This window comes from Candidatus Methylomicrobium oryzae (genome assembly GCF_016745425.1).
GTDB classification, from domain to species: Bacteria; Pseudomonadota; Gammaproteobacteria; order Methylococcales; family Methylomonadaceae; genus Methylomicrobium; species Methylomicrobium oryzae.
Window position 1 is genome coordinate 167,649 of record NZ_JAERVK010000012.1, and the last position, 23,811, is coordinate 191,459.

The 23,811-nt window shown below is 47.0% G+C and carries 18 protein-coding genes; 1 reads left to right on the forward strand and 17 read right to left on the reverse strand.

What is annotated here, in order from left to right:
* Positions 1-9 precede the first annotated feature (9 nt).
* Positions 10-1,533, forward strand: a complete 1,524-nt coding sequence (locus tag JJL52_RS14580) for a hypothetical protein (protein ID WP_202053219.1) — start codon at positions 10-12, stop codon at positions 1,531-1,533.
* A 264-nt stretch (positions 1,534-1,797) separates the two neighbouring features.
* Here JJL52_RS14580 and JJL52_RS14585 read toward each other — a convergent pair whose 3' ends face one another.
* From JJL52_RS14585 to JJL52_RS14665, 17 genes are all read right to left on the reverse strand, one after another.
* A complete protein-coding gene (locus JJL52_RS14585) occupies positions 1,798-2,685 on the reverse strand; it encodes a beta-1,6-N-acetylglucosaminyltransferase (protein ID WP_202053220.1) in 888 nt (295 codons plus the stop codon).
* 594 nt (positions 2,686-3,279) lie between these two features.
* Positions 3,280-4,722, reverse strand: coding sequence for a class I SAM-dependent methyltransferase (locus JJL52_RS14590; protein ID WP_202053221.1), 1,443 nt, complete (start codon positions 4,720-4,722; stop codon positions 3,280-3,282).
* 18 nt (positions 4,723-4,740) lie between these two features.
* Positions 4,741-6,141: a hypothetical protein gene (locus tag JJL52_RS14595; protein ID WP_202053222.1), complete on the reverse strand. Its 1,401-nt coding sequence runs from the start codon at positions 6,139-6,141 to the stop codon at positions 4,741-4,743.
* Positions 6,142-6,245: 104 nt separating this feature from the next.
* A complete protein-coding gene (locus tag JJL52_RS14600) occupies positions 6,246-7,133 on the reverse strand; it encodes a glycosyltransferase family 2 protein (RefSeq protein WP_202053223.1) in 888 nt (295 codons plus the stop codon).
* Positions 7,134-7,302: 169 nt separating this feature from the next.
* Positions 7,303-8,259, reverse strand: a complete 957-nt coding sequence (locus JJL52_RS14605; protein WP_202053224.1) for a glycosyltransferase family 2 protein — start codon at positions 8,257-8,259, stop codon at positions 7,303-7,305.
* A gap of 336 nt (positions 8,260-8,595) precedes the next feature.
* The gene (locus tag JJL52_RS14610) at positions 8,596-10,107 is read right to left on the reverse strand and encodes a glycosyltransferase family 4 protein (protein WP_202053225.1); all 1,512 of its coding nucleotides are present in this window, start codon (positions 10,105-10,107) and stop codon (positions 8,596-8,598) included.
* Between the two features lie 126 nt (positions 10,108-10,233).
* Positions 10,234-11,205, reverse strand: coding sequence for a glycosyltransferase family 2 protein (locus JJL52_RS14615; RefSeq protein ID WP_202053226.1), 972 nt, complete (start codon positions 11,203-11,205; stop codon positions 10,234-10,236).
* A 20-nt stretch (positions 11,206-11,225) separates the two neighbouring features.
* On the reverse strand, positions 11,226-12,497 hold the full coding sequence (locus JJL52_RS14620; protein WP_202053227.1) for a glycosyltransferase family 4 protein: 1,272 nt from the start codon (positions 12,495-12,497) through the stop codon (positions 11,226-11,228).
* A 67-nt stretch (positions 12,498-12,564) separates the two neighbouring features.
* The gene (locus JJL52_RS14625) at positions 12,565-13,707 is read right to left on the reverse strand and encodes a glycosyltransferase (protein ID WP_202053228.1); all 1,143 of its coding nucleotides are present in this window, start codon (positions 13,705-13,707) and stop codon (positions 12,565-12,567) included.
* 788 nt (positions 13,708-14,495) lie between these two features.
* Entirely contained in the window at positions 14,496-15,713 is a 1,218-nt protein-coding gene (locus JJL52_RS14630) for a glycosyltransferase family 4 protein (RefSeq protein WP_202053229.1), read from the reverse strand.
* Between the two features lie 249 nt (positions 15,714-15,962).
* Positions 15,963-16,718, reverse strand: a complete 756-nt coding sequence (locus JJL52_RS14635) for a CpsD/CapB family tyrosine-protein kinase (RefSeq protein ID WP_202053230.1) — start codon at positions 16,716-16,718, stop codon at positions 15,963-15,965.
* 73 nt (positions 16,719-16,791) lie between these two features.
* The gene (locus JJL52_RS14640) at positions 16,792-18,510 is read right to left on the reverse strand and encodes a GumC family protein (protein ID WP_202053231.1); all 1,719 of its coding nucleotides are present in this window, start codon (positions 18,508-18,510) and stop codon (positions 16,792-16,794) included.
* A 17-nt stretch (positions 18,511-18,527) separates the two neighbouring features.
* Entirely contained in the window at positions 18,528-19,727 is a 1,200-nt protein-coding gene (locus tag JJL52_RS14645) for a DegT/DnrJ/EryC1/StrS family aminotransferase (protein ID WP_202053232.1), read from the reverse strand.
* Entirely contained in the window at positions 19,724-20,701 is a 978-nt protein-coding gene (locus JJL52_RS14650) for an NAD-dependent epimerase/dehydratase family protein (protein ID WP_202053233.1), read from the reverse strand. Before JJL52_RS14650 ends, JJL52_RS14645 begins: the two co-directional genes overlap by 4 nt.
* Positions 20,702-20,738: 37 nt before the next feature.
* Positions 20,739-21,428 (reverse strand): DapH/DapD/GlmU-related protein, encoded by a 690-nt coding sequence (locus tag JJL52_RS14655; protein WP_202053234.1) that lies wholly within the window; start codon positions 21,426-21,428, stop codon positions 20,739-20,741.
* An 18-nt stretch (positions 21,429-21,446) separates the two neighbouring features.
* Positions 21,447-22,565: a DegT/DnrJ/EryC1/StrS family aminotransferase gene (locus JJL52_RS14660; RefSeq protein WP_202053235.1), complete on the reverse strand. Its 1,119-nt coding sequence runs from the start codon at positions 22,563-22,565 to the stop codon at positions 21,447-21,449.
* A complete protein-coding gene (locus JJL52_RS14665) occupies positions 22,562-23,605 on the reverse strand; it encodes a Gfo/Idh/MocA family protein (RefSeq protein ID WP_202053236.1) in 1,044 nt (347 codons plus the stop codon). The genes JJL52_RS14660 and JJL52_RS14665 overlap by 4 nt, the downstream gene beginning before the upstream one ends.
* Positions 23,606-23,811: the final 206 nt, after the last annotated feature.

Sequence of the window (23,811 nt, forward strand, 5' to 3'; positions counted from 1 at the left end):
GTTTTTATTATGAAAAAAAGGATGCTATATCCTATTGTATTAGGTACACTTATTAATTCTCTCTGGGTTACTATGAGAAATACTATAAAAAGAAATATTACTCGCACCCTGTTCGCTCCTGTCTTGGTGCTTTTATCTACAGGTGTTTGGTCTTTCGCAAATGCTGCCACTTATCACGTCCGCGTCGACGGAAACGACACGAGTTGTAATGGGTCTGCTAACGCCTCTTCTTCGACGGCTCCGAATTGTGCATTTAGGACAGTACAAAAAGGTCTCAACGTGGCTCAGGCAGGAGACACAGTCTCCGTTCACGCAGGAAATTATTCGACAGCAACGATTAATTCCGTCAGGGCAGGTACAGCTTCGGCTAGGATTACAATATCAGGTGCAGGAGACGGGACTGCCACCCTTGGCAGAACAAACATCCTCGCTGGTCACGATTACATCACCATGCGTGGGCTAAATTTCGCGGGCTTTACAAATGGAACTGCAGGAAAACCAAGTGTTTCGCAGACACTCATTAACGTTAAAGGTAAGTATTTCACTTATACGAACAATCATATGCAGCCTACTAATGCGGGATCATATGGATTTGCCCTCGGCATAAGAACGAATGCCGCCTACACCACGATCAGCGATAGTACCTTTGAGGCGGGCACCGTCGTTAATGGCCCTTCGTTTTTTAACGTTATTACTTTGGATTATGGTGGTGATAATGCCTATATAAATCATAATATTTTTAAAAATATGATAGATGTAGAAAGAGTATTTGAACTATGGGCTAATAACATAAAAATCTCAAATAATGAAATTTATAACTTAAAGTCTACATGGCCATCATGGTGCCATCCTGATATATGGCAAACATGGGCATCTCCAGCCCCTGCCAATTTACTCGTCGAAAATAACTATCTTCATGACCTTCAGACTCAAATAGGAATTGTTGAGTATGGTATAACGCGTACTGCTAATACTCCTTGGATATTTAGAAACAATGTGTTTGCGAATATCGACATGTGTCAGTTCATAGGCGTAGAAAAGGTATATTGGTATAATAATACATTCTACCGCGTTTCACGTGGCTGTCCCGCTCCTATTAACGGAGGATACAAAGGTGCAGATAAGCTTGATGTGAGAAATAATATTTTTGTGGGAAGCGGCACAAACGATAATAATGGTTGGTATGCTTTTCAAAGTGGTACCGGCGACTACAATTTTGTCTCGACTTTAACATATGGAAAAAAAGGTGGATTTTCTGAAGCACATGGAATAAACGGCGGAAATCCCATGTTCGTTAATGCTAAATCTGACTGTATAAATAATGCTTGTGACTTTCACCTTGCAGCCGGCTCAGTAGTGATTGGCAAAGCTACAACAATTACCAATGTTTCCGCAGATGGGACACCGATTTCTGCTTTTTCTACAGATAAGGATGGTAAGTCTCGAACGACGGGCCATTGGGATATGGGAGCTTATGCATACGGCAGTAATGTAGCCACCATACTGCCTCCGCAGAATTTGAGAGTTTATTAGTAGGCTGAAATAATTTCGCAATATCAAATGACACTTTCTTCTGTACTAAGCGAAAAAATCATTTCTACGAAGAGTATGTGATTTATTTGGCATAGCAAAACATATCATCAGCCAATTTCATTGGGTCAGAGTTGGATCTAATGCTCCTGCTCTGACCTCTGGCTTTCTTAAACAAATAAAGACTAAGCAATTAATTTTAATTAAAGAACATAACGCTTTAAAATTATAAAAGTTAGTTCTCCATCGACTTATGCAATAAAAACCCTACCCTTTTGAAATTGACTTAATCCTATCAGGCATTGAAACGTAGCTATATATGTTTTCAATAATAATGTTATCTATGGTGGCATCAAATTTTCTTGCAAATAGGGCGTCCGAGCGAATTAGCTTACCGTAATCGTCCTCTCGCAATGTACGCGGATATTCAGGTCCGGTGTCAAAATCTACATACCGTAAACCGTTTTGTATGACCTTACTGGCATAAGGTGAGTTCATTATAATGGTCTGAAAAAATATTTCATCTGCACATCTTGTATATCTAAATGATCGCAGGTATTGCTTATTGTTATTTAGATAACTCAGTATGTATTCGACACAATCCCCAGTCAAATTGAACGATGCGCCACCTCCCCAATAACTATAATATAAATCTCTCTTTAATATTGGAAAGGATCTTTGTAATTTTCTAATAACTCTAAATAAGTTATCGATTAACCATGTGTAAATTGTCTTATGTAACTTTTTATTTGGATAGTACAAGGATATACGATCTAACCCCCCGTCATGAGAGGCCCAGGATCTTCGAGGCAACTTTTCAGCCTCAATAAACTGTGCATCAGGGTTATTCATAAAAAAGGCCACGATAGAGCTATTCGGCTTCAATGGAATATCTTGTCCACTAATGAAAATATAACGGTCATAGCATTTTTCGTGGGTTCTTTTTAGCAATCTTATAATAGCAATAATATGATTATATGACCCCCAATAAACAGGCGATCTTTCAACTAGAACAACATTTCTTTCTGGACTTATATCCATATGTGAATTGCTATCTATATGAACATAAATATCAAAATCTGATTTTAGATGATTTATAAGGCGTTGTAGCTGACTTTGATTTTTGTGTGCGAGAATCAATATTGCTATTTTCATAGTAGCTCCATTTTTTGTAGCTCCAATTTTTAAAAATTTTCCAGATAATTTGTGATAGGGCTAGCTATATTCAGAAATTTTTCATCGTCATTGACAAAACTGGTCTAGTTTCTGTTAATGTTTATCCTATCCGCATTAAAAACCCAGGCAATAGCAAAGAGAGAAAGTATGTATTTTCGTGGAAAACTGCCTTTCGATCGACTCAATGCTTCAGCTTCGGAGAACTTCCTTATACTCCAGTCGCACTTGCATAGGCACTAATATTCATGCTATCGCTTAATACCTGTTGTCAGATTCGGATATCGACGATAACGTGCATGCTATTTTTTCCAAACCTTCTGTTTGAACCGATGCCAGAAGCGCTTAAAAATAGAATTCCATCCCTTCAATAACAAACGCCATTATGGATCACTTCGTAAAATCCCTAGAGCTCCATTCAGAAAACGACGATATTTTCCGAGTGGTACAGCATTAACTCGTCCATCTTGTGCCAACCTGGGAAAAACATCCAGTTCTCCTCTCTGACTTCCGTTCAGCCACTCGCTTTGCCTGAGTACGCAAAACCTTTATAATTGCTGCAAAATAATATCTAATTTACTCATCATGTCTCCGGTTGGCAACAAATACAATATTTGACGCAACCAGTTTTTCTGATAAGTGAGAAGCAACAAATTTAGGTATTAAAGGAAACGAATTGTAAGCTTCATACCGCACTTCAAGTGGATAGAGGTTGCTGGCCTTTAGCCATCTTTTCAGCATCAACGAATTCGTCAAATTGAGGCCTATATTGTTGAATTCACCTCTTAACTCAGCCCACCTATTGCTTTTAGCTCGTAATCGGCCACACAGCCTCCGACTGAAGTTCAGATTAGGAATGCTCCCCACAATTACCCCGTGCGCACGCAGAAGAGAGCCTAACTTTTCAAGTATTTCAACCGGATTTGGTATATGTTGAAGTACATCTGAGACAACTATGGCATCGAATCTGCTGCCAATGAGCAGTTCGAAGGCCTGTCCGAAATCGGGAGGGAGCACCCTGATACCTCGCTCCTCTGCTAGTCTGCCAATAACTGAATCGAGCGGTATCGCGACTACACGTTTATCATTCTCTAACAAATAAGATTCAGTCGCTCCCCAACTGACACCTACCGAAAGAATTTCCTTAGCATAGGATGGAATTAAACGAACAATATCATTCCTACATAGTTCGTAGTAGCTTTTATCCCATGCTAAAGTAGCAAGAGGCTTTTGAGTAGTAAAAAGCTCCTCATGAGACCTTTTTTGATCAAGAATCTCAAGGAGAGCCGCTATTTGCAATTTATACCCATCCTCATGCAGTCCGGCAGAGTTATTTGAAATGAGTCCTGTCCGGTTCAGGTAGGCATTAGGCAAATGGTGTAACTCAAACTCTTGCAGATGCGAGAGACATATGACTCTGGTGAAGCCACATTGGATATAGGGGTCTGTAGAAGCACTACAGAGCAAATCATAGCGACCGCTGTGGGGCGCCACCAAGAATCCTCCTGATGCCAAGGCTTTGCGCAGTTGTGCCTGAGTCAGAATGTAGCAAGCTGAATGAGCGTTCGAAAATTCGGCAAAGGTATACTCACCGAATCTTTTCACTGAATCTGGAATCCAATGAAAAGGACCGTGAGCCTGCAAGTAGCTTTTCTTGCCATTAGGATATAGCTCATATTGCACAAAACCTGGCAGAAAATTGCTCCCTATTGTTTCCGATGCTTTCAGAAATGCCAGGATGTTATCCTTTCGGATAAGCATATCGTCTTCCGTGTATATAAAAAGGTCATAGCTTTCTATATTCTCTGCAAATAGCCGTTTATGTCCAAATGGAAGTGACCATGGGTCTTTAGTAGGGAGACCGACTAGTACTGAAATATCGCTCCCGTAATCTTTTGGAGCTTCCGATAGGACGAAAATATCCACTTTAAAAGGCATCGAGCGATACTCCTGAATGATCCGCTTTGCGTACTCGATATTTTTCGTCCCATAATTTGTAATCGCAACCAGTATCCTCATCTTTGCCTCTACTTAGATCTAAGTTAAATTTTTCCTTGTTGGGAGTCGATCGCAGCCGTTCGTGGCATAGTAACGCCTGTATCTTAGTTTTTGGTAAGTATTGGATGCTCTGGCGGTTTCCGAGCACATATACGTACTGTTTGAAACGTGACAGATAATCGCCTGCAGCCAATACCAGATAAGAATGGTTTGATCAAAATAGGTGGCTGATATAAAAGAAAGACAGTGCGCAAAAAAAGCAACGCCTATCGCCCAAACAAAGAATTCAGCAGAAGCTCCCTGCGCTTCAGCCCGAAGCCTCCGTCCGATACCTCGAAAGCAAGTAATGATAATTGCAATGAACAACCCTAACTCAAGTATTCCACCTCTAACGCCTTCCATGACATAGTGATTCGTAATATCCATCATGTCTGGGTCTGCTGCAATAACCTGCCCCCCCGGCCCCCAATGAGCAGTATATGTAGTTCCAAACAACCACCATTCATCGAAATGCGCAATAACCTGATCTATCAGCCAGGCACGGTGCCATCCCCCACCCCCCGTCACATTGCCCAATTTGGCCAATAAATACCAAACAGGAGCCTTCATCAGTAGTGCTAAACCAAGGATCGCTAAGAATGCTCCCCGTCGAATCAATGGCATAGCTTTTCTCCATTTCCACAAAGCTAAACCGGCAACACCTGTAAACAATGCCATCAACCCACCGCTCGTACGCGAAGTGATAACGATGATTAAAGTTGAAATTATTGCCATGAAAGCCAAGCGTTTATATTGAGGCCTATAACGCCAAAGCGCGACAAAGAGCGGGAATTGTGTACCCCCAAAAACGCCTGCCGTAATCGAGTGGCGGAAAGCGCCTTGACACCGAGGACGCTCTTCACGCATGGCCGGAATTTCCGGCACACCTCCTAATACTGACAGTGGATTATGTGCTGTCTCATTCTCCACCAGCATGAGCACAGCTATAAGTAAGCTGATAAATGCCAATGTACGAACACTGACCACAACATCCTCAAACTCTACGATGACACATCGGGCAAAAAAGTAACAACCGAGGGCGTTGTAAGCACTGCCCAAGCGATTTACCAGCAACGCCGTGGAAGGCTTCGATAAAGAGCCGAACACGATTGAAACAATTACCCACCCCAAAAATAACCTGTCCATGCCGGTCAATCTCAGTTGCGTAACTTCCCTTCGAATAATGACGCGCAATATCCCGCTTAGCAAAAGTACCCGGAATAGATGGAAATGTAATCCGGAAATTACTATTTGCTGACCCATGGGCATAAGACCGACCATGATCAGTAAAGGACAAAAAGCAAGACGTCTCGGTAACCACAAAGTCAAACAGACCAGAACCAGCAAGAGCCCCAGGGCTGGAGGGTTAAGATTTGATGCGTCCTGTATTTGTTCTTCCATTTCTTCAACTTAGCTTGGGAGACTCTTTATAACGATTGCTAAATATTACTGATTTAGAATGGTCATTGAGGACTCTCAGTCTTGCTAAAACAGGTCAAATGACTTCATGGCTGCGCTATACCGAAAAAGGACCGCGCCCATCCGTGCACCTTTGCAAGTTGTTCTTTTCTGAGAAAAGCTTCTTTCTCAGGTGAAAGAAGCGGTTTGCGCCTGGTTAAATTCCACCAAAGATAACCACTGAATCGGATCAAACTACCCAGTAGGAATGGATGATTCGTCATTCTCCGGCAGCATTTTAAGAATTCGAAAACGGGATGAGAACCAAAAGAGGCATCCATCAATCCCTCTCGAAATTTTCCGCGCCATATTCCACCTGCGCTTGAAGTGGGGCGATAGTGAAGTATATGAAGATCAGGACGGGTTTGGATCTCCCACCCCTTCATTCTGGCATCAAGCTGGGCCAACCAGTCTGAACCGCCATATTTCAATGGAGCGTATCCCCCAATTTGTTCGAAACAGGTCCGTCGAAATACCGCACTGCCGGCCGTTGAATCTGCTGAATTGGCTTGCCGGTACTCCCATACTCCGCGAGGACGTTCATAGACCAAGCCACTGACTATGCCTAACCGAAAATTCTTCTGAAACTCCCCCAGGATAGACTCATAATAATCAGCTTGCTCCGGTGCCTGATCGGCATCCTGTACAGCCACAAAATCGAACTCCAATGGCTTCGCAAGTTCATAGGCGGCTCGGATTGCTTTATACTGGGAGCCGAAGTTCCGCCCTTCGCGGGATTCTGCAGAATAAAGTTGGATGAAAGGATATTCCGCAGCAAACCGTTCGACGATTGAAGCGGTTTGATCGCTTGAGCCATCGTCAATAATTATCCAAACCAAAGGGAGTACCGTTTGACGCACTACTAATTGGATTACTTCGGAGATACAGGTTTCTTCGTCTTTGGCTGCTGTAAGCAATACGTATTGGCTATTCATAATTGAACCCTAATGTCTAGTTGTAAATACTATGCCGTAATGATCCAATGCGACATCTTCCTGGTTTAGGGAGCTTTTTCAGACAGTACAAAAACCGTACTGATATATCTCTATTAGGTGCCCTGGACCTTTCTCTGATTCCACAGAACAAGCGTGAATTAAATACGAGTCACGATACTATCCCATCTGAAAGGATCCATTTTAAGCACGCCCAACTTCTTCTCACTTTATATTGCTCAATTTTCCCTTTACGATTAATTAAGAGCACAAATGAGTAAGCTGTTAGGCGAAAAAACATGTGTAGACACGAAATCAATAAATAACATGACACGGCCAGGCGCGAGTGATGTTTCTTCCAATACTGTAAATCGGCCTTCTGCCTTTCAATGTAAAACCGCACTGGCGCATTCGAAGAACTGGCACCGCCATAATGAATGGCTTTAGCCGATGGAACAAAATCTACCCGCCATCCTTTGTTCCAAAAGCGTTTACACCAATCCATGTCCTCGCCATAGATAAAGAATGATTCATCAAGTAAACCCACCTGCTCCATTGCATGCCTGCGAACCACCCAAAAACAGCCCGTTAAGATATCCACGCTGCGGATTGTATTTTGTGACCAATGACTTAACGAATAACCTGTAAACAACCTGATATTTTTGAAAAACGTATCCAGAGCAAATGCCCGGCAAAACATGTTCCAAACGCTCGGGAATCCCCGGCATGAACGCTGCAACTGTTTGTCGCCGCCAATAATCAAGGGACCCGCCATGCCAGCGTCCGGATGCTCCTCGCAGTAATTTACTAAACAGGTGATACAGTCAGATAAAACTTCGACATCTGAATTAATAAAGCACAGATAGTCTCCCGAGCTGACAGAAACGCCAATATTGTTGGCCTTGGCGAACCCCATGTTTTCAGAGTTACGAATTAAGTGGACGTTGGGATATTCAGATTCCACACAGTCTGCCGATCCATCTGATGAGGCATTGTCCACTACGATAATCTCCATGGAATATTGGCATACTCCAGACGAAAGCGATGCTAAACATTTTTTAAGATATTCTCGAGCATTCCAACTGACAATAATAACTGAAACGGTCAAGTCCTTCTGATTGCTATTCATTTCAATACTCTCAATTCCGAAATTTGAAATTTAACTCGGCTAATTGCAGATCCGATATACTTCCAGTAAAGGTTCTTCCGAAAACCTGCCGTTAGAGTTCAGTCCATCAAAATATCCAAATGGCTTGTCAACAAAAAATATAAGCAATTCTGAAATCGGAATAACAGCCAACTTTTTAAAAAAAATAATTGGCAATTACTGCCTTTTAATATTTGAATTTCGGAATTATTTTTTATATTGATAGATATGCCATTTTCATTAGCTTTTTATTAAGCGTCTCAATTACAAAAACTTTCTTGGCAGCAGGGCTTGCTTCCTGACGATGCCGCTGACCAATTAGGTAGTTTGGCAATGCGTAATACTCTGTTTTCGAGTCAAGTCACCGCTTGCCGCAGCCATCAATATTCGCGCGTGACTTTGGAGGCACACGTCCGGATGAAAACGCGCGGCGGATTCACTAATAAGCCGTTCGCGCGCATTGAAAAAGAAGGCTCGATTCTCAATCAGCGAACTCATTGCATCGACAAGTGCCTCCCGGTTGACCTGACTTACAAATCGCGCATCACGCATGGTTTCCCAGTTCACTCGAAGCGGGTCTCCGAGAGGATTGGGAATCAAATAGCCTCTCTCTTCGCCGTAACCGACCTGTTCGAAAGCTCCGCCCACATCGCTGAGAACCACAGGAATACCGGAATAGAGTGCCTCCATCGACGCTAGCGACCAGCCTTCAAAGAATGAATCGAGAACAAAGCCGTCGGCCGCCGCAAGCAGTTCGGCAGGGTCGGAAAAATGGTCGCGCAGGTGGATGCGGTCCCTGCAGGGGAGACGGTCACGTAATCGTTGCACTTGTGCGAAATAAGCGGCGTCATCAACGCGCCCGGCGATGACCAAGTGGGCCTCGGGGTAGCGCGCAGCCACGTCAGCAAACCCTGTGACCAATCCGTAGGCGTTTTTCTGAAGGCAATGCCGGCCCAACGAGACGAAGATAAACTCATCTCTTATGCCAAAGCGAGCACGCGCCGAGTTCCGGCTCCGGGGAATGCGACGTTCTTCATCGACACCATTCGGGATTGTAGCGATTCGATCCGGCGAAAAAGAAGGATTTCTATGCAGATACTGTCGACGGATCAAATCGCTGACTGCAACGATCCCCGCAAGCTGCCGCCCACGTTCATTCTCTGCCGCCGAATCCATATAAAATAGATTAAACGCTCCATGCAGGGTATCCACGTACGGGATCTTCAGCTGAGTAGCCGTCTCGAGCACCCAAGGCGGCGCACAATGTGCGCTTATCACGTCAGGTCGCCACGCTTCCAGCCACTTGGCACCATCAGCACCGGCCAGCTCAACCGCCTCGACCCCTTGTTCCAGCAGTAATCGGCCAAGCCGGCCCGTGGGCACAGCATCGGGTGTACCATTGATCGACGCATGCAGCACTGCGGTGCCGACGCCATGCCGGGGAAGCCCGCGCGCAAGAAAGACGACAACCTCGTCCATACCACCAACGTCGAGGGAATCGGTCACCAGCAGGCACCGAAGGCGGGGCGCCGCCTCGTTACCTTTAGCGAGCGGTCGAGAAACCCCATATGCTGTCTGCAGCGGCTTACCGGCCGCGAAATAGCCGATGTCGTCTTCCAACGGGAGGCTCGAGGCCTGATTGAACACCGCCTCCTGCCGGGCGAACAATGGGGTTGACCAATCTTCGATGCCTTGACTGACGATCTCGTCCTTTGTCAGCCTAGCCAGCAACGAACGCAGGAAGACTTTGACCTTCTTGGGTAGGCGAATATTGAACCGCTGTGCTGCAAGTCCAAGCGTTATTAGCCATCTCGAGAGCGAAATCATCATAATTATTGACCTTTGAAAAATTCCCTAACCGTATCCTCCGGATACCAGGAAAATACCGGCTTGACTCCATCGTAAACTAGGCCTTTGGTAGCCCTTAGTTCGTTCTTTTCTTTTAACTACTGGTAACTACTGGCGCTTCTCAATTATCCATTGGTTTATGTTTGTCGGAAAAAACGAGAGGAAATACTTTCCAAGAGAACGCAATGAACGATCGATGAAAAAAGCTTGCCTGTAGGATTCTCTTGCTTCGTCAACACTTCCCGTCATCAGCAAAAGATTTCCAATGGCGCGTCGATTCATACCCATAAGCCTGCTCACAGCCTCGCGTTCCAAACCTTTTAACGTCTCGATGCTTCGCAGTTTTTCATAAATTTTCTCATAGAGTTCTCTTGCCTGGATCGGATGCGTCTTCACTTGACTGGTGAGACATGCGATTGTTTCATTCCTTCGGTACATAACTACCAAGGCGTTCCTGATTACGCCAAAAGGTCCTTGCAGAGCCATTCGAGCCATAAGATCAAAGTCCTCATTAAGGCCGAGATTGGTATCGAATAATCCGGCTTTTTTTATGGCATCGCGATAAAAAATTGTTGATCCCACTTGCCACGGCCCATGCATTACAACAAAACGAAAAGGATCGGTAAGTAATAAATAATCCTGTCTTTTAAATTCTTTTATCACCCTATTCATTTCAAAGTAAGTACGTTTGTTCTCTTCCGACGCGGTTCTACAGCAGTAGCAGTCTGTGGTTTGCATGCATATATCAGGAAATCGACGTACCCACTCCACCTGTGTAGAAAGATACTGGGGCATCCATTTATCATCAGAATCCAGAAAAGCGAGCCAAGAACCGGTAGAGTTTTTTATCCCGGCATTTCTTGCAGCACTCACGCCCGAGTTCTCTTGATAAATATATTTAATTTTATCTTGATATTTTTCAAGAACTTCCTTGGTACTGTCGGTAGATCCGTCATCGACAACAATAATCTCATAGTCGGTAAATGTCTGACTAAAAACGCTGTCAATCGCTTCACATACAAAAGGCGCGCGATTATAAGTTGGAATGATAACGGAGATTAAAGGCAATCCAATAGCCATCGGTCTTCTCTTATTCGTAATCAATATTTACTTATTGATGGTTGATGATATTCATCGCTCTTTATTTTACTTTGTCGATTATTGTCGATAGTATGTAAAACGCTTTCCATAGCTGAATTAAGCGATTCAGTAGAGTATTTTGTCAGTACACATTCCCTTGCATTGTGAACCAAAGAATTGTATTTTTCCCTGCTAAGCAATTTTTGATAAGCAGTCAAAAAACCCGATTTATCCCTAAATTGCAAAATATCTTCGTCATCGTACAAATCCAGACCCTCAACTCCTTGAGGAGTAGAAAGAATGGGCCTATTCGCCAGGGCTGCTTCCAATATTTTGATCCGAGTACCGCCACCTTCCAATAGTGGTATTACAACCGCTTTGCATTGCTTGTAATATACTTTTACATCCGGCACATCCTGATATAACTCAACACCATCAGTACCATAACAGAGATTCGCAATTTCACTCGTAGGAGAGCGGCCCACAACCAAAAGTTTGGCATCCGGATATTGCGCTTTGTAATCGTTATAGACTGAGGTTATAAACCACATCAAGCCACGGATATTGGGTCGATAAAGCAATGTTCCAACAAACAGCAAAGTGTGGCCATTACAAGCTCCATCGCCGAAATCATAATCCTTAAACAAGTTATTATCATATGTGTTAGGAACAACAAATGTATTTTTTTTTATGTGCCTTTTACTCAATTCGCTTCTATCTCCTTCCGAACAAAAAAGTGAAGCGCCAAAGCGTAAACATTGTTTCTGGTAATAACTCAAAAGTATTTTGTTAAGATTGCGAGTGAATTTCTTAAACAGGCTATTTGTGGAGTAAAAAAACACTTCATAGAGTGAATGCGTTATTATGTCGTCAAAATCGACGATAATTTTACTTTTAAGATGCCCTGGCAGTTTAATAAGGCTTATCGTATTCTGAATATAACGCACAATAACATAATCGTATTCGCTGGATTCTAAAAGCGAAATTATCTTTTCGTGTGAAGCATCATCATACTCGCGTATAGGATAAGGCACTCCCTTGACTAACATAAAAAAACGGCTTATAAAACTTTTAGGATAATCCTTTTTTCGTAAAATATATTCTCTTGAAAAAATTTGTTTTTTTCCTTCCGCGTCAGCCAGTGCCGCAGTGTACGATACGTCCACTGTAGTGTAAGCTATATCCACGCTACCGTAACTTTGGAAGAAGCGAACCAGGTTCATGGTTCTCATGTTTGAACCTATGTTTTCAGGAATAGGATATAAATCGCAAATCAGTAAAGTCTTATTCATCTATTTATCCTACGAAATATTCTGCTCGATCTTGGCTTCGTGCATGTTGTTCGGTATGTTTTTGGAACTAATCAGGCTTTAATAATGAACGAAAAAATCGTCGAGCATAATTTCCAGGCCCCCCCAACGAAAGAAGTAATGTCTTTGCATACACTTGAGCCATAAGAGGGTCATTCCGTAAACCAGCCAAATACCATTTCCTCGCGGATAACGGATCTCCTTGCGAGTAAAATAAATCAGCCATTTCCGTAAAAACTCGCGCACGTATCCAGCTCCTTTCTTTTTCACAGTTTGTGATTAACTGAAGAGAATTTTCAAACTGGTCAATGGTAAGGGTGGACCGGCTTGATCGCTCTAACCATTGATAACTTTTTGACACGCAATGCCGGGCATAATAACTAGCGACAGTAAATAGGCAATCTCTAGATATCTTTCGTAAACCGAGCTCTACGGCTCTCTGTCTAACCATCCAAAGTACAGCAACCTCTGCAGCCCAGCAATTTTCAACTTTTTCCTGAGTAACAGTATTGGTCATACTGAGATCGTGTTCGCGGTAACATACCATTGGCTCTGCGAAATACCCTACGTCGTAATACAAGGCGAAGAGCAACCACATGTACCAATCCCCACCCCACACAAAGTCAATCGGTATCCCGGCCCACACCACATTTACAGGATAAAGACCAATCTTTTCATAACATTCACGGCGTGCCAGCACGGAGGGAGCCAAAACCATGTTGTAGCTAAGAAGTTTCTTTACAAAACTGTGACCATCAATAATTTCATTTCTGTCACTATATGTTGAATAATCCAAAATCTCTGTTTCCTGCTGGTTTCTTACGCCGATCCCAGAGCAGAATGTATATCCAATTTGCGGATTTTTATCCAGTAACTCGACATAGCGCTGCAATATATATGGCTGCCGTAGATAGTCGTCAGCGGAAATGAGCCAAATATATTTTCCCTGACTTAAGGTGATTCCTTTGTTGTAATTGCGAAGAGATCCAAGGTTTACGCTATTACGTATGTGTTTTATACGAGAGTCTTGGAAAGAGTTAGCTACTTCTTCAGTATTATCAGGAGAGCAGTCGTCCATTATCAGCACTTCAAAATCGCTAAATGATTGAGAAAGTATCGAGTTAATGCACTCGGGAAGCAAATGCGCAAGCCGGTAACAAGGAATAACAAAGCTGACAGTTGGATGTTCCACAAACTTAACTCCTAATTTAGATTTGTAACCTTATTATGAAATAATTTTTATAAATCTTTTACCGAGGCAAGGCGCCTGTCGGGCGTAAGGCCAATTTCACCGCTGGTGCAAAAACATAGGATTATGAATCATTCGGATCCGCTCACCGCGCTGGGCGGATATCGCTGTAGGCGGCAATGATGTCCCTGTTGTCGCCCGACATCGCAAGTAGCCGGAAAATCGGACAAAACTGGCTACCAGCATTACAAACCGGTTGCTCATAAATAATTTTTTACGTAAATGTCATTTGCAAAAACTATTGCTCAAAAATTTAAAATCCAGATTAAAAATTAATATTACAAGTCTTTATTTCGCTGTTAAATTTTGGGAAAAAGTTATTTGTGTTAATAAACTGTAGCTTGGCTTTGTGCTTTAAGGCATAGAATAGAACAATAATTAAAGATTTGCATTAAGCATTATTAGTATCACTTTGAATAGTTTTTTGATATCTTTTATATACATTGCCGATAAAGATATATCATTTAATTAAACCCACGCTGCCATAACCTGACAATATTTCTATTGTTGCCTTATTTCACGATAATCCTTATGTCTGAGACAGCGATTGACTTTGATTGTTAAGGCGATAGTAGGCTCGGCATCGCTTAGAAGATCGGCGATGATATCGGCATCAGGTTAATGGCGAAGTTATCCAGCATACGGTGCCGACGATGCTAGGCCTGTGCAAATAAAGGAGGCGCTCGCGCTGGGTTTTGTTATCCCGCGCACAGGTTGAAATAAAAAACTTTTTACCCTAGCTTAAATAGATAACACGGATGCAATCCTAAACCGTCACTATAGGCTCGGAGTAATTCAGGCACCGAATATTCCCATGCCAACACATTGGCAACTCTATTGTGTCCAATTTCACCCATTCTTTTGCATTCGTCGGGGTTGTCCAACAACCAACTGACTTTCTCTGCAAACTCCATCTCGTCATTCGGTCTAACATAAAGTGCGGCATCCTGTGCGGAAAAACGTGTTTCGACCAAATCGAATGCAACCGTTGGCTTGCTTAACGCCATATATTCCATGAGCTTATTCATCGTGGATTTGTCATTCAGGGGGCTCAATGGATCCGGCTGCACACACACATTGACAGCCGAAAGATATTTACGGGATTCAAGTTCGGAAAGACGGCCGGTAAATAAAACATAGTCATCAATTTCTAGCTTTTTAGCTAAGGCCTTTACGTCAGATAAGGCATCCCCATTCCCGATAATGACCGCCATAAAATCGCGTCGGCCTAGGGTAAATACCATCTCGCGTATAGCCCGCATCCAATAATCGACTCCATCCTGCGGTCCTATGGTTCCAATGTATCCAATTAGATAATGTGCTCGGCGAGCTACATTAGAATCGGGCTCAATCGGCTGATAAGAAAGCGGCGGCCCATTCCGAACAATGAATACCTTATCCGGACTTTTGCCTCCCCGCGCTATAGCTAATAGTTTGTAGGATTCATTCGTAACGATAACCACGTCAGCTGCAGCATATGAGCACCTTTCTATAAAATATAAAATATGATAGATAAGATTCTTTCGGGGATGCTCAAAACGGGAGAGATAAATCTCTGGTGAAAGATCATGCTGATCAAATACGAACCGCTTCCCGAACAATTTAAATATGAGACCAATTGCACAAAGCGTATCGGGTGGATTTGCCGCATGAATTACGTCAACGCCTTTACTTAACACGATCCATGAGGTTAACAGCAACATGGCCAAAGTAGAATAACCAAATTCAAAAGCATAGCCGAGTAAACCTGCACCGCCAGGCGGAGCCGGAAAACGATAAACACGAATTCCATCGACCTCCTCTATCCATGGTTGTGATGCGCCGCGGGGCGCAATAACGCTTACCTCATACCCAGCATCGCGCAGAGCCAATGCCTCGCGGCGTACTCGGAAATCAAAAGGGTAGGTATTATTTTCGACGAGCAGTAATACTCTAATTAAAGACTGCATATTCTCCCTCTCCAGTTAAACATCCGTTTATGTGCAATAACTCATTCTCATCAATTACTGTTGCCAATAGAATTGACCAATGAAAAACTTTTTACATCATCATATCGATGAGTTATTTTAAAATATTCATTACTATAATTCGCTTATTACAATGATTCCTTTATTACCGTGATAAATGCATAACCTTTTCGAGTTCTCTTACCCTTAAAATTCCTACCGGGGCAGGCGCTGAGTATGTAGCCCTAAAATTTAAACAGTTTCAGACGCATACCCGTATTGATATATCGGCAGCGGCTGTCTTGATTTATTAAGAACCAAACCTAACAGATTTGTTTCTTCCAGAGTATACATGGAATGATGAAGCTCATCGGTCGTAGTTTTACCGTCCTCCACCACCAGCAGGGCCGCATCGACATGAGACAATAACAACAATGCATCATCCGCCGCAAAAAGCGGGGGGAAATCAAAAATAATGATCCCGGATGCGTAGCGCGACTTAATCTCTTTGATCAAATTCAACATTCTTCGGGATGAGATCAGCTCCGAAGACTGCTTGTCGGAATTTCTTCCGGGCAGAACCACCAGACGCTCGATACCGGGGTTGATGCATGCATCATATAAAGACAAATCACTTGTCAGACAATCGATAAGCCCGAAATCGAACTGAAGCCCGAGGTCTTTGCCTATACTGGGGCATTTAAGATCCGCATCGACGAGCAGCACGTTCCGATCTTCTTCCATCGCTATCGCAATCGCGAGATTAACCGCTATGAATGTCTTTCCCGCACCCGGCGTTGCGCTGGTGACGGCAAAGCAGTTCCAGCTGTTTTGTTGAAGCTGCCTTAGAACATTCGTCCGGAGCACTCGGAATATGTTCGCCCGCGGGTCGTCGTCAGCTCTCATAATCACCCGGTTATTTTCCAGCACCTCCGGATCAATGATGCCCGTTTGAATTTTAGGGTATCTGATTGATACGGCTGGCTGTCTATCAGCGCTTTTAATCATTGACGGCTCTCCAGAGAAGGGGGCAAAATCAAACCGATTGCCCTGTTCACTTTTTAACGGTTTCGGTTCAGATTTACCTCGCCCCGAGAAAGGAAAGGCTCATGACCACGATAGCCAGCATGACGAGCGCAAGGGCAGACCGGAGCATGGCTTTTCTCATCTGCCCCTGCTTGACGAGCTGTGCTTGCAGCTCGTAAGGGGACTCGATGTAAGGAATGACAACCAGAGGCATAAGTCCTGTGGCATCGCGGACCGCACGGTATCCCCGAATCCCGGGCTCCAGGAAGTCGAGAAGAAAAGCAACGCCAAGCCCTGCCACAAGCCCCATGAAAAAACCTCCAATAGCGACCTTTCTTCTGATCGCTTTTTCCGGATGTCTAGGAATAACAGGCTGTTCGATCAGGGTAAGAGTTTGCCCCTGCTGCTGTTCTTCCAATGTTTGAGCCAGTTTGGCATCCAGCCGTTTCTCTTTCAGCTGATTGTATTTCTTAATAATATTGTCCCGTGTTCTTATCATATCGGTATAGGCCATTTCGACTTGCGGAGCCTGGATAAGGACGTTGTGTAAATTTTCGATCTTTGCTTTCAGATAGTCCTGCTTCTGCGTCAGCGACTCGAGTTCCGACAGGCTGCTTTTATATTGCGCCTCCACCCCGAAATAAAGCGGGTTTGTGTTATGCATGGCTTGCAATTCCTGATTCTTTTGTGAATGTGTCGACACAATTTTCAATTGGCGTTCCAACTTATCGATTTGTTTTTTTCGCCTCGCGATATCCGGGTGATTACCGGCATAGGTTTCTTTCAGCAATTCGAGTTCGCTTCTGGCTTGAGCCAATTGGTTCTGAATATCTTGAGCCGACAGTTGTCCTTCAAAAGTAGGATCCAATGCCTTTATTTCACGTTTCAGGCGAATCAAGGACGGATGCGAAGGAGAGTAAACACCGGAAAATCGAAAATATTTTGCCCGTAACATTCTCACGGCTTCGCCTTTACTTTTTGGCGTTGCTCTCTCATCGAAATCCGAAGGCAGTTCTTCTTGCACTCTTGCCAGCTCCGCCGTTAAAAAGGCAATTCTTTCCTTAGTAGCGCGAATTTGGCTCTCGGAGTCTCTGAGTTCGCTCTCCGCCCGGTCTATCGCGGCTTGGTTGCCTTCCACTTGCTCCGGCAAGCTGAAAGGGTGTTGCTCCTTGAATTGTGCAATTTTGGCGTCAATTTCCTGAAGCTCTCGATTAAGCTTGTCCGTTTCCTCGGTGAGGAACTCCGTGGCCTTGGTCGCGCGCTGCGTCCGGGCCTTATCATTTTGTTCAATAAACAGAGAGGCAAGCTGACTTGCAATCTCTTTCGCGGATACCGGATCGCTATCGCTAAACGAAATATCGAAGGCAATCTCGGCCATTTGCGAATGGGCCTTCGGCGCAATGGAAGAAGTCCTTAACTCGACATCCGTACTTCCCCGGAACACTTCAGCCAATTCGTGTTTTGTAAAGCCGTCCTTGATATCGTGATACAGATCGCTTGACTCAATGATCGCGAGAATATTGTCGGTCGACAGGACTCTTTGATAAATCGACTGGATTTGTTCCTCTCCGTATTGAGAGACCGAAGTATCGACAAACTTTGCCGGAACAGGGGCTTCGATCAGCAAAGTTGCCGTCGAACGGTAAATTTTAGGCAAGTTGTACGCAACGATAACGGCGATTAAGGTCACCAGTGCCCAGGTCACGCCAATGCAATACTTCCGCCGTTTAACGAGGTCGAGGTAATCGGCCAGGGTTTTAGTGTGGGGTTCCATAATATTTAAATGCAGTCTTATTCGTTCAATGTGACGACGCGCAGTGCGTCCTGAAGCGACTGGGCGATCCGATCCTGCTGTTTGAGGGTCATCTCCGGAAACAGCGGCAGAATGACGGTCCGATCCTGTGCCTCCTCGCTGTGGCGCAGGCAGCGGCAAACTTCCTCCGTACAAAACCGGCTCCGGATTCTGCCGGCGCAGGACCATGTATCGGACGAGTAGGCAGGTTCCCGGTGCGCGCACATGATGCCCCGGCGAGTCGCGATGCCATCGTCCAACATCGCTTGCATGACCTGGCGCTGATCCGCATCTTCGGGCAGGCGGATACTGAAGCTTTGCCAGGTACTGCGCGCCCACTCCGGCTCCATCGGCATGCCGAGTCCCGGCAGATCCGCGAGTAGGGTTCGGTAGCGCGCCGCCAGCTCTCGGCGTCTCCGGACGATGTCCGGGAGGCGCTTGAGCTGCTCCCTGCCCACCGCGGCCTGAATGTCGGTCATCCGGAAATTGAAGCCGACGATCGGGTAGGATTCGAAGATCACCCGGCTCGCGCCGTGGCGCACCGTATCGGGAACGCTCATGCCGTGCTGCCTGAGCAGCCTGAATTTGGCGTCCCATTCCGGATTGGCGGTAGTGATCATCCCTCCGTCGCCGGTACTGATGACTTTGCGCGGATGGAACGAAAAGCAGGCGATATCGCCCTGCGGCCTGCCGATTTTTTCCCACTGGCCCTGCCAGCGTATTTCGCTGCCGATCGCGCAGGCGGCGTCCTCCACAACGGCCAGCCCATAGCGGCGGGCGATTTCGCAGACGGCTGCCAAATCGCAGGGCATCCCGATCTGGTGTACGCATAAAATCGCGCGGGTACGCTCGGTCACGGCGCTCTCGATCAGCCCGGGGTCGATATTGAAGGTCGCGGGATCGATATCGACGAATACCGGCCTGGCGCCGCAATAGCGGATCGAGTTGGCGGTCGCGATATAGGAATGGCTGACCGTGATCACTTCGTCGCCGGGCTGTACGCCGACCGCCAGCAGCGCCAGATAAAGGGCCGTGGTGCAACTGGACACCGCGCAGGCATAAGGCGCGCCTACATACTCCGCAAACTCCTTTTCGAACGCCGCCACTTCCGGGCCCTGGCTGGTCCAGCCGCTCGCGATCACCCGCCGCGCCGCCTCCGCCTCGTTTTCGCCCAACATCGGTTTGGTAATGGGAATCATGCTTCAGCCTCCACTTGTTTGTTCATACGCCACCACTCGACCAGCTGCGCGAGACCTTCTTCCAGGCCGACCTGGGCTTTGAAACCCAGCAGTCTTTCGGCTTTGGAAGTATCGGCCAGCCGCCGCGAAACCGGATTCACCGTTCGCTCCGGACCGTATTCCGGCTGCAGTTCGGAGCCCATCACCTTCAGCAGCGCCGCGGCCAGCTCGTTCAGGCTGGTTTCGCGGCCGCTGGCGACGTTGAACACCTCGTCGCTCAGATCCGATTGCAGGGCCAGAATATTGGAGCGCGCGACGTCTTCGATATAGACGAAATCCATCGTCTGCGCGCCGCTGCCGAGGATCAGCGGCGGCCGGCCGTCCGTGATCCGCTCCATCCACCGGATCAGCACCTCGGTATATTTCCCGTGCATATCCATACGCGGGCCGTAGACGTTGAAATAGCGCAGCATCACGTAGGGCATTCCGTACATGTCGTTGAACGAACGCAACAGCCCTTCCAGCATCATCTTGCTGGCGCCGTACCAGGTGCGGTTGTTGTATGAATGATGGTCTTCGCGCGTGGGAAAGTTCTCGGCCAGGCCATAGACCGATGCCGAAGAAGCCGCAATGACTTTCTTGACGCCGGCGGATTGCGCGGCCTCCGCCACGTTGAAGCTGCCGTTGCACATGACTTCCATCGCCTCGCGCGGCTGGCCCGCGCAGGCGGTGATGCGCAAAGCCGCCAGATGAATCACCGCATCCATCCCCTGCATGGCTTTATGGACGGCCTCCCTGTTCCGGATGTCCTCTTGGATCAGCTGCACGCGGGGGTCTTTTAATGCGTTTTCGACATTGCTCGGCGTGCCGCGGCTTAAATTATCGAAAATGACGATCCGTGCCGGCGAGCAGTCCCGCAGCAACAAATCCACGGTCGTTGAGCCGATCAATCCGCAGCCGCCCGTAACCAATATGTTTGCATTTTTGATTTTCATGAATGGGGTTACCTTAGTCTTCAGCGTTGTAGTAAGTTCAGTTTGAAGCGTTCCGAGCCGGAGCGCGCGGATTGGCCGGCCGTTCAGGCCATGACTTTTTTCTTATTTCCCTGGCTGGATTCCCTGCCACCGTGGTATGGGCCTCGACGCTGTCGATCACGTTGCTGCCGAGCCCCACCAAAGCCCCGTTCCGGATACGTATGCCGTTCATCAGGCTGGTGCCGCTGCCGATATAGCAGTTTTCCTCGACGACGGTCTGGCCTGCGATCGTCACGTTGGAACCGATCAGGCTCCAGTCGCCTATCGCAACGTCATGATGGATTACCGTGTTCGGCAGAATACAGGTATGGGACCCGATCGCGGCGTTGCTGGTCACCACCACGCCCGCCATGATCAATACATTGGCGCCGAGCGAGGCGAGGGGAGACACCCGGGCAGCGGGATGGATCACGGTAGCGAAGCGTTCATCGGCCAGCCCCAGTCCCCGGATGATGTCCTTGCGGGCGCGATAGGAACGGGGGCTGCCGGGTACGGCCAACACCTGGGCGTCGGAGAATCGATCAAACGCCTCCCGGCCGAATACCGGATACCCGTTCGGATCGATCCCCCGCTTATTGGGCGTATCGTCGACAAAACCGATCAACAGAAATGCATCGCCGATGCAATCCAATGCCTCAAGACTGTTGCCGTTATAAGGAAAAATCAAAAGCGGCTTCGCTTCTTTCATGGCATCGTCTCCTTGGGATCACGCGTCTTCGATAGCCGGCTGCTTTACGAGTAAAGCGACCGCCTCGCTGACTTCTTCGCACTGCGCCCGGGTGAGCTCGGGAAACATCGGCAGAGAAAGCACTTCGTCGGCCGCCTGCTCAGAATGAGGAAAATCGCCCGGCGCATAGCCCAGATCGGCATAGGCGGGCAAGAGATGCACCGGAATCGGATAATGAATGCCGGTCTGAATTCCCTTGGCTTGAAGCGCCTGTTGCCATTCGCTTCGTTGTTGGGTACGAATCGCATAGATATGGTAAACATGCCGCGCATAAGCCATCGCTTCCGGAGTCGCTACGCCGCTGCCGGCGAGCAGTTCATCGTAATGCGCGGCAGCCGCTCGACGGGCTTCGGTCCATGCTTCCAGATGCCGCAGCTTGACCCGGAGGACGGCCCCCTGAATACCTTCAAGACGATAGTTGTAACCTTTCAGCACATGCTGGTATTTCTGCTCCGCGCCCCAGTCGCGCAACATCCGGATCGTGCGCGTATAGTCGGGATTGTGGGTCACCACCATGCCGCCTTCACCGTAGGCGCCCAGATTCTTGCCCGGATAAAAACTGAAACACCCCATATCGCCCAGGCTGCCTACACGTCGGCCCTTGTACTCGGCCCCGTGCGCCTGCGCTGCGTCTTCGATCACCACCAGGCCGCGGCGCTTGGCGATTTCCAGAATCGGATCCATGTCCGCCGGCTGACCGTAAAGATGCACGGGGATAATCGCTTTGGTTCTCTCGGTGATCGCAGCTTCGATCGCTTTCACGTCGATCGTGAAAGTGCGGGGATCAATATCGACGAACACGGGCCGGGCGCCGGTATAGTGAATTGCTGCAACCGTCGCCACAAAGGTAAACGGCACGGTAATCACCTCATCTTTCGGGCCGATTCCGGCAGCGAGCAGGGCAAGGTGCAACGCGCTGGTGCCGGTGTTTACGCCGAGGCCATATGGGGTCTGGCAGTAAGCGGCAAACTCCTCCTCGAACGCGGCCACCTCCTTTCCCAACGTAAACTGGCTGGTTTCCAGTATGCCCTGGATGGCGGCGTTTACCTCTTCCTTAATACCCAGATATTGAGCTTTCAAATCAACGAAAGGAATCATGCGACTCTCCTGCCTTGAAACATGAATTTGCCGTTGACTTCAACGGAACGCCCGCGCTCGTTCATCGAACGGGTGGCAGCCTCGATCAACTCGACCACACGCAACCCTAAATAGCCATCGGTTAACGGCATCTTGCCGTTTTCGATACAGTCGACGAAGTGTTCGCCTTCGACACGCAAAGCCTCCGTAGAGTCCAACCGCGGCGCCCACATATCGCCGGTTCGGTAGCCGACCCGCATTTCGTAGATCTGCTGCGGATCGTCGGTCAAACTGACCCCTTTGTCGTAAACCTTGATCTTTTCGCTCGACTCCAGGTCGTCGTAGGTGATCATCTTCTTGCTGCCGCCGACGAGGATCTGCCGCATCTTTACCGGCGCCAGCCAGTTCACGTTCACATGCGCAATGATGCCGGAGTCGTAAAATAAAGTTAGATAAGACAGATTTTCCGGTGTGCCGGGAAAATGATTGGTGCCGACAGCGGACACAGCGACCGGTTGTTCGCCCAGCAAATAATCCAGAATCGAGAAATCGTGCACGGCCAGGTCCGATATGACGCTGACGTCGCGTTGGAATAAGCCGAGATTGACGCGTGTCGAGTCGTAGTAAAACACGTCCCCGAAGTCATCACCTTTGATCAATTCCGCCATCTTGCGTACCGCACCGGTATAGATGAACGTATGATCGACGATCAACACAAGGTCCCGCTTCTCGGCTTCGTCAACCAGTTTGCGCGCCTGCAAGGAGGTTTCGGTTACAGGCTTTTCGATCCATAAATGCTTGCCCGCCTTCAAAACGGCCATCCCCAGCTCGAAATGCGTGCTGACCGGCGTCGCCACCGCGATAGCATCGATGGCAGGATCCTCAAGCAGATCCTGAAAGCGCGTCGTGGTCTGCACACCCGGATAGCGCTTACGGACAAGATCGAGTTTTTTCTGATCGATATCCGCCACACTGGCCAACATCAGGCCCGGAGTTTCCGAAAAGTTCCTTACCAGATTGGGCCCCCAATAACCGTATCCGATAACGCCTATTCTTATCATGATCGTACTCCCTTCTGTAAATGGAAAAACTCCATTGTTATAAAAATTGCTGGATACCCGCCAACTTTGAACTGCACCGGCAAGTCTTTCAGGGTGAAAACGACTCCTGCTTCCTGCGGTATCAAATCCGGCCGGGCTATCGAGTGAATCTTCCATACCGGTACCTAGGCAAAACTTGCCAATTTTTTGTAGCGGGGGTCGCGCGT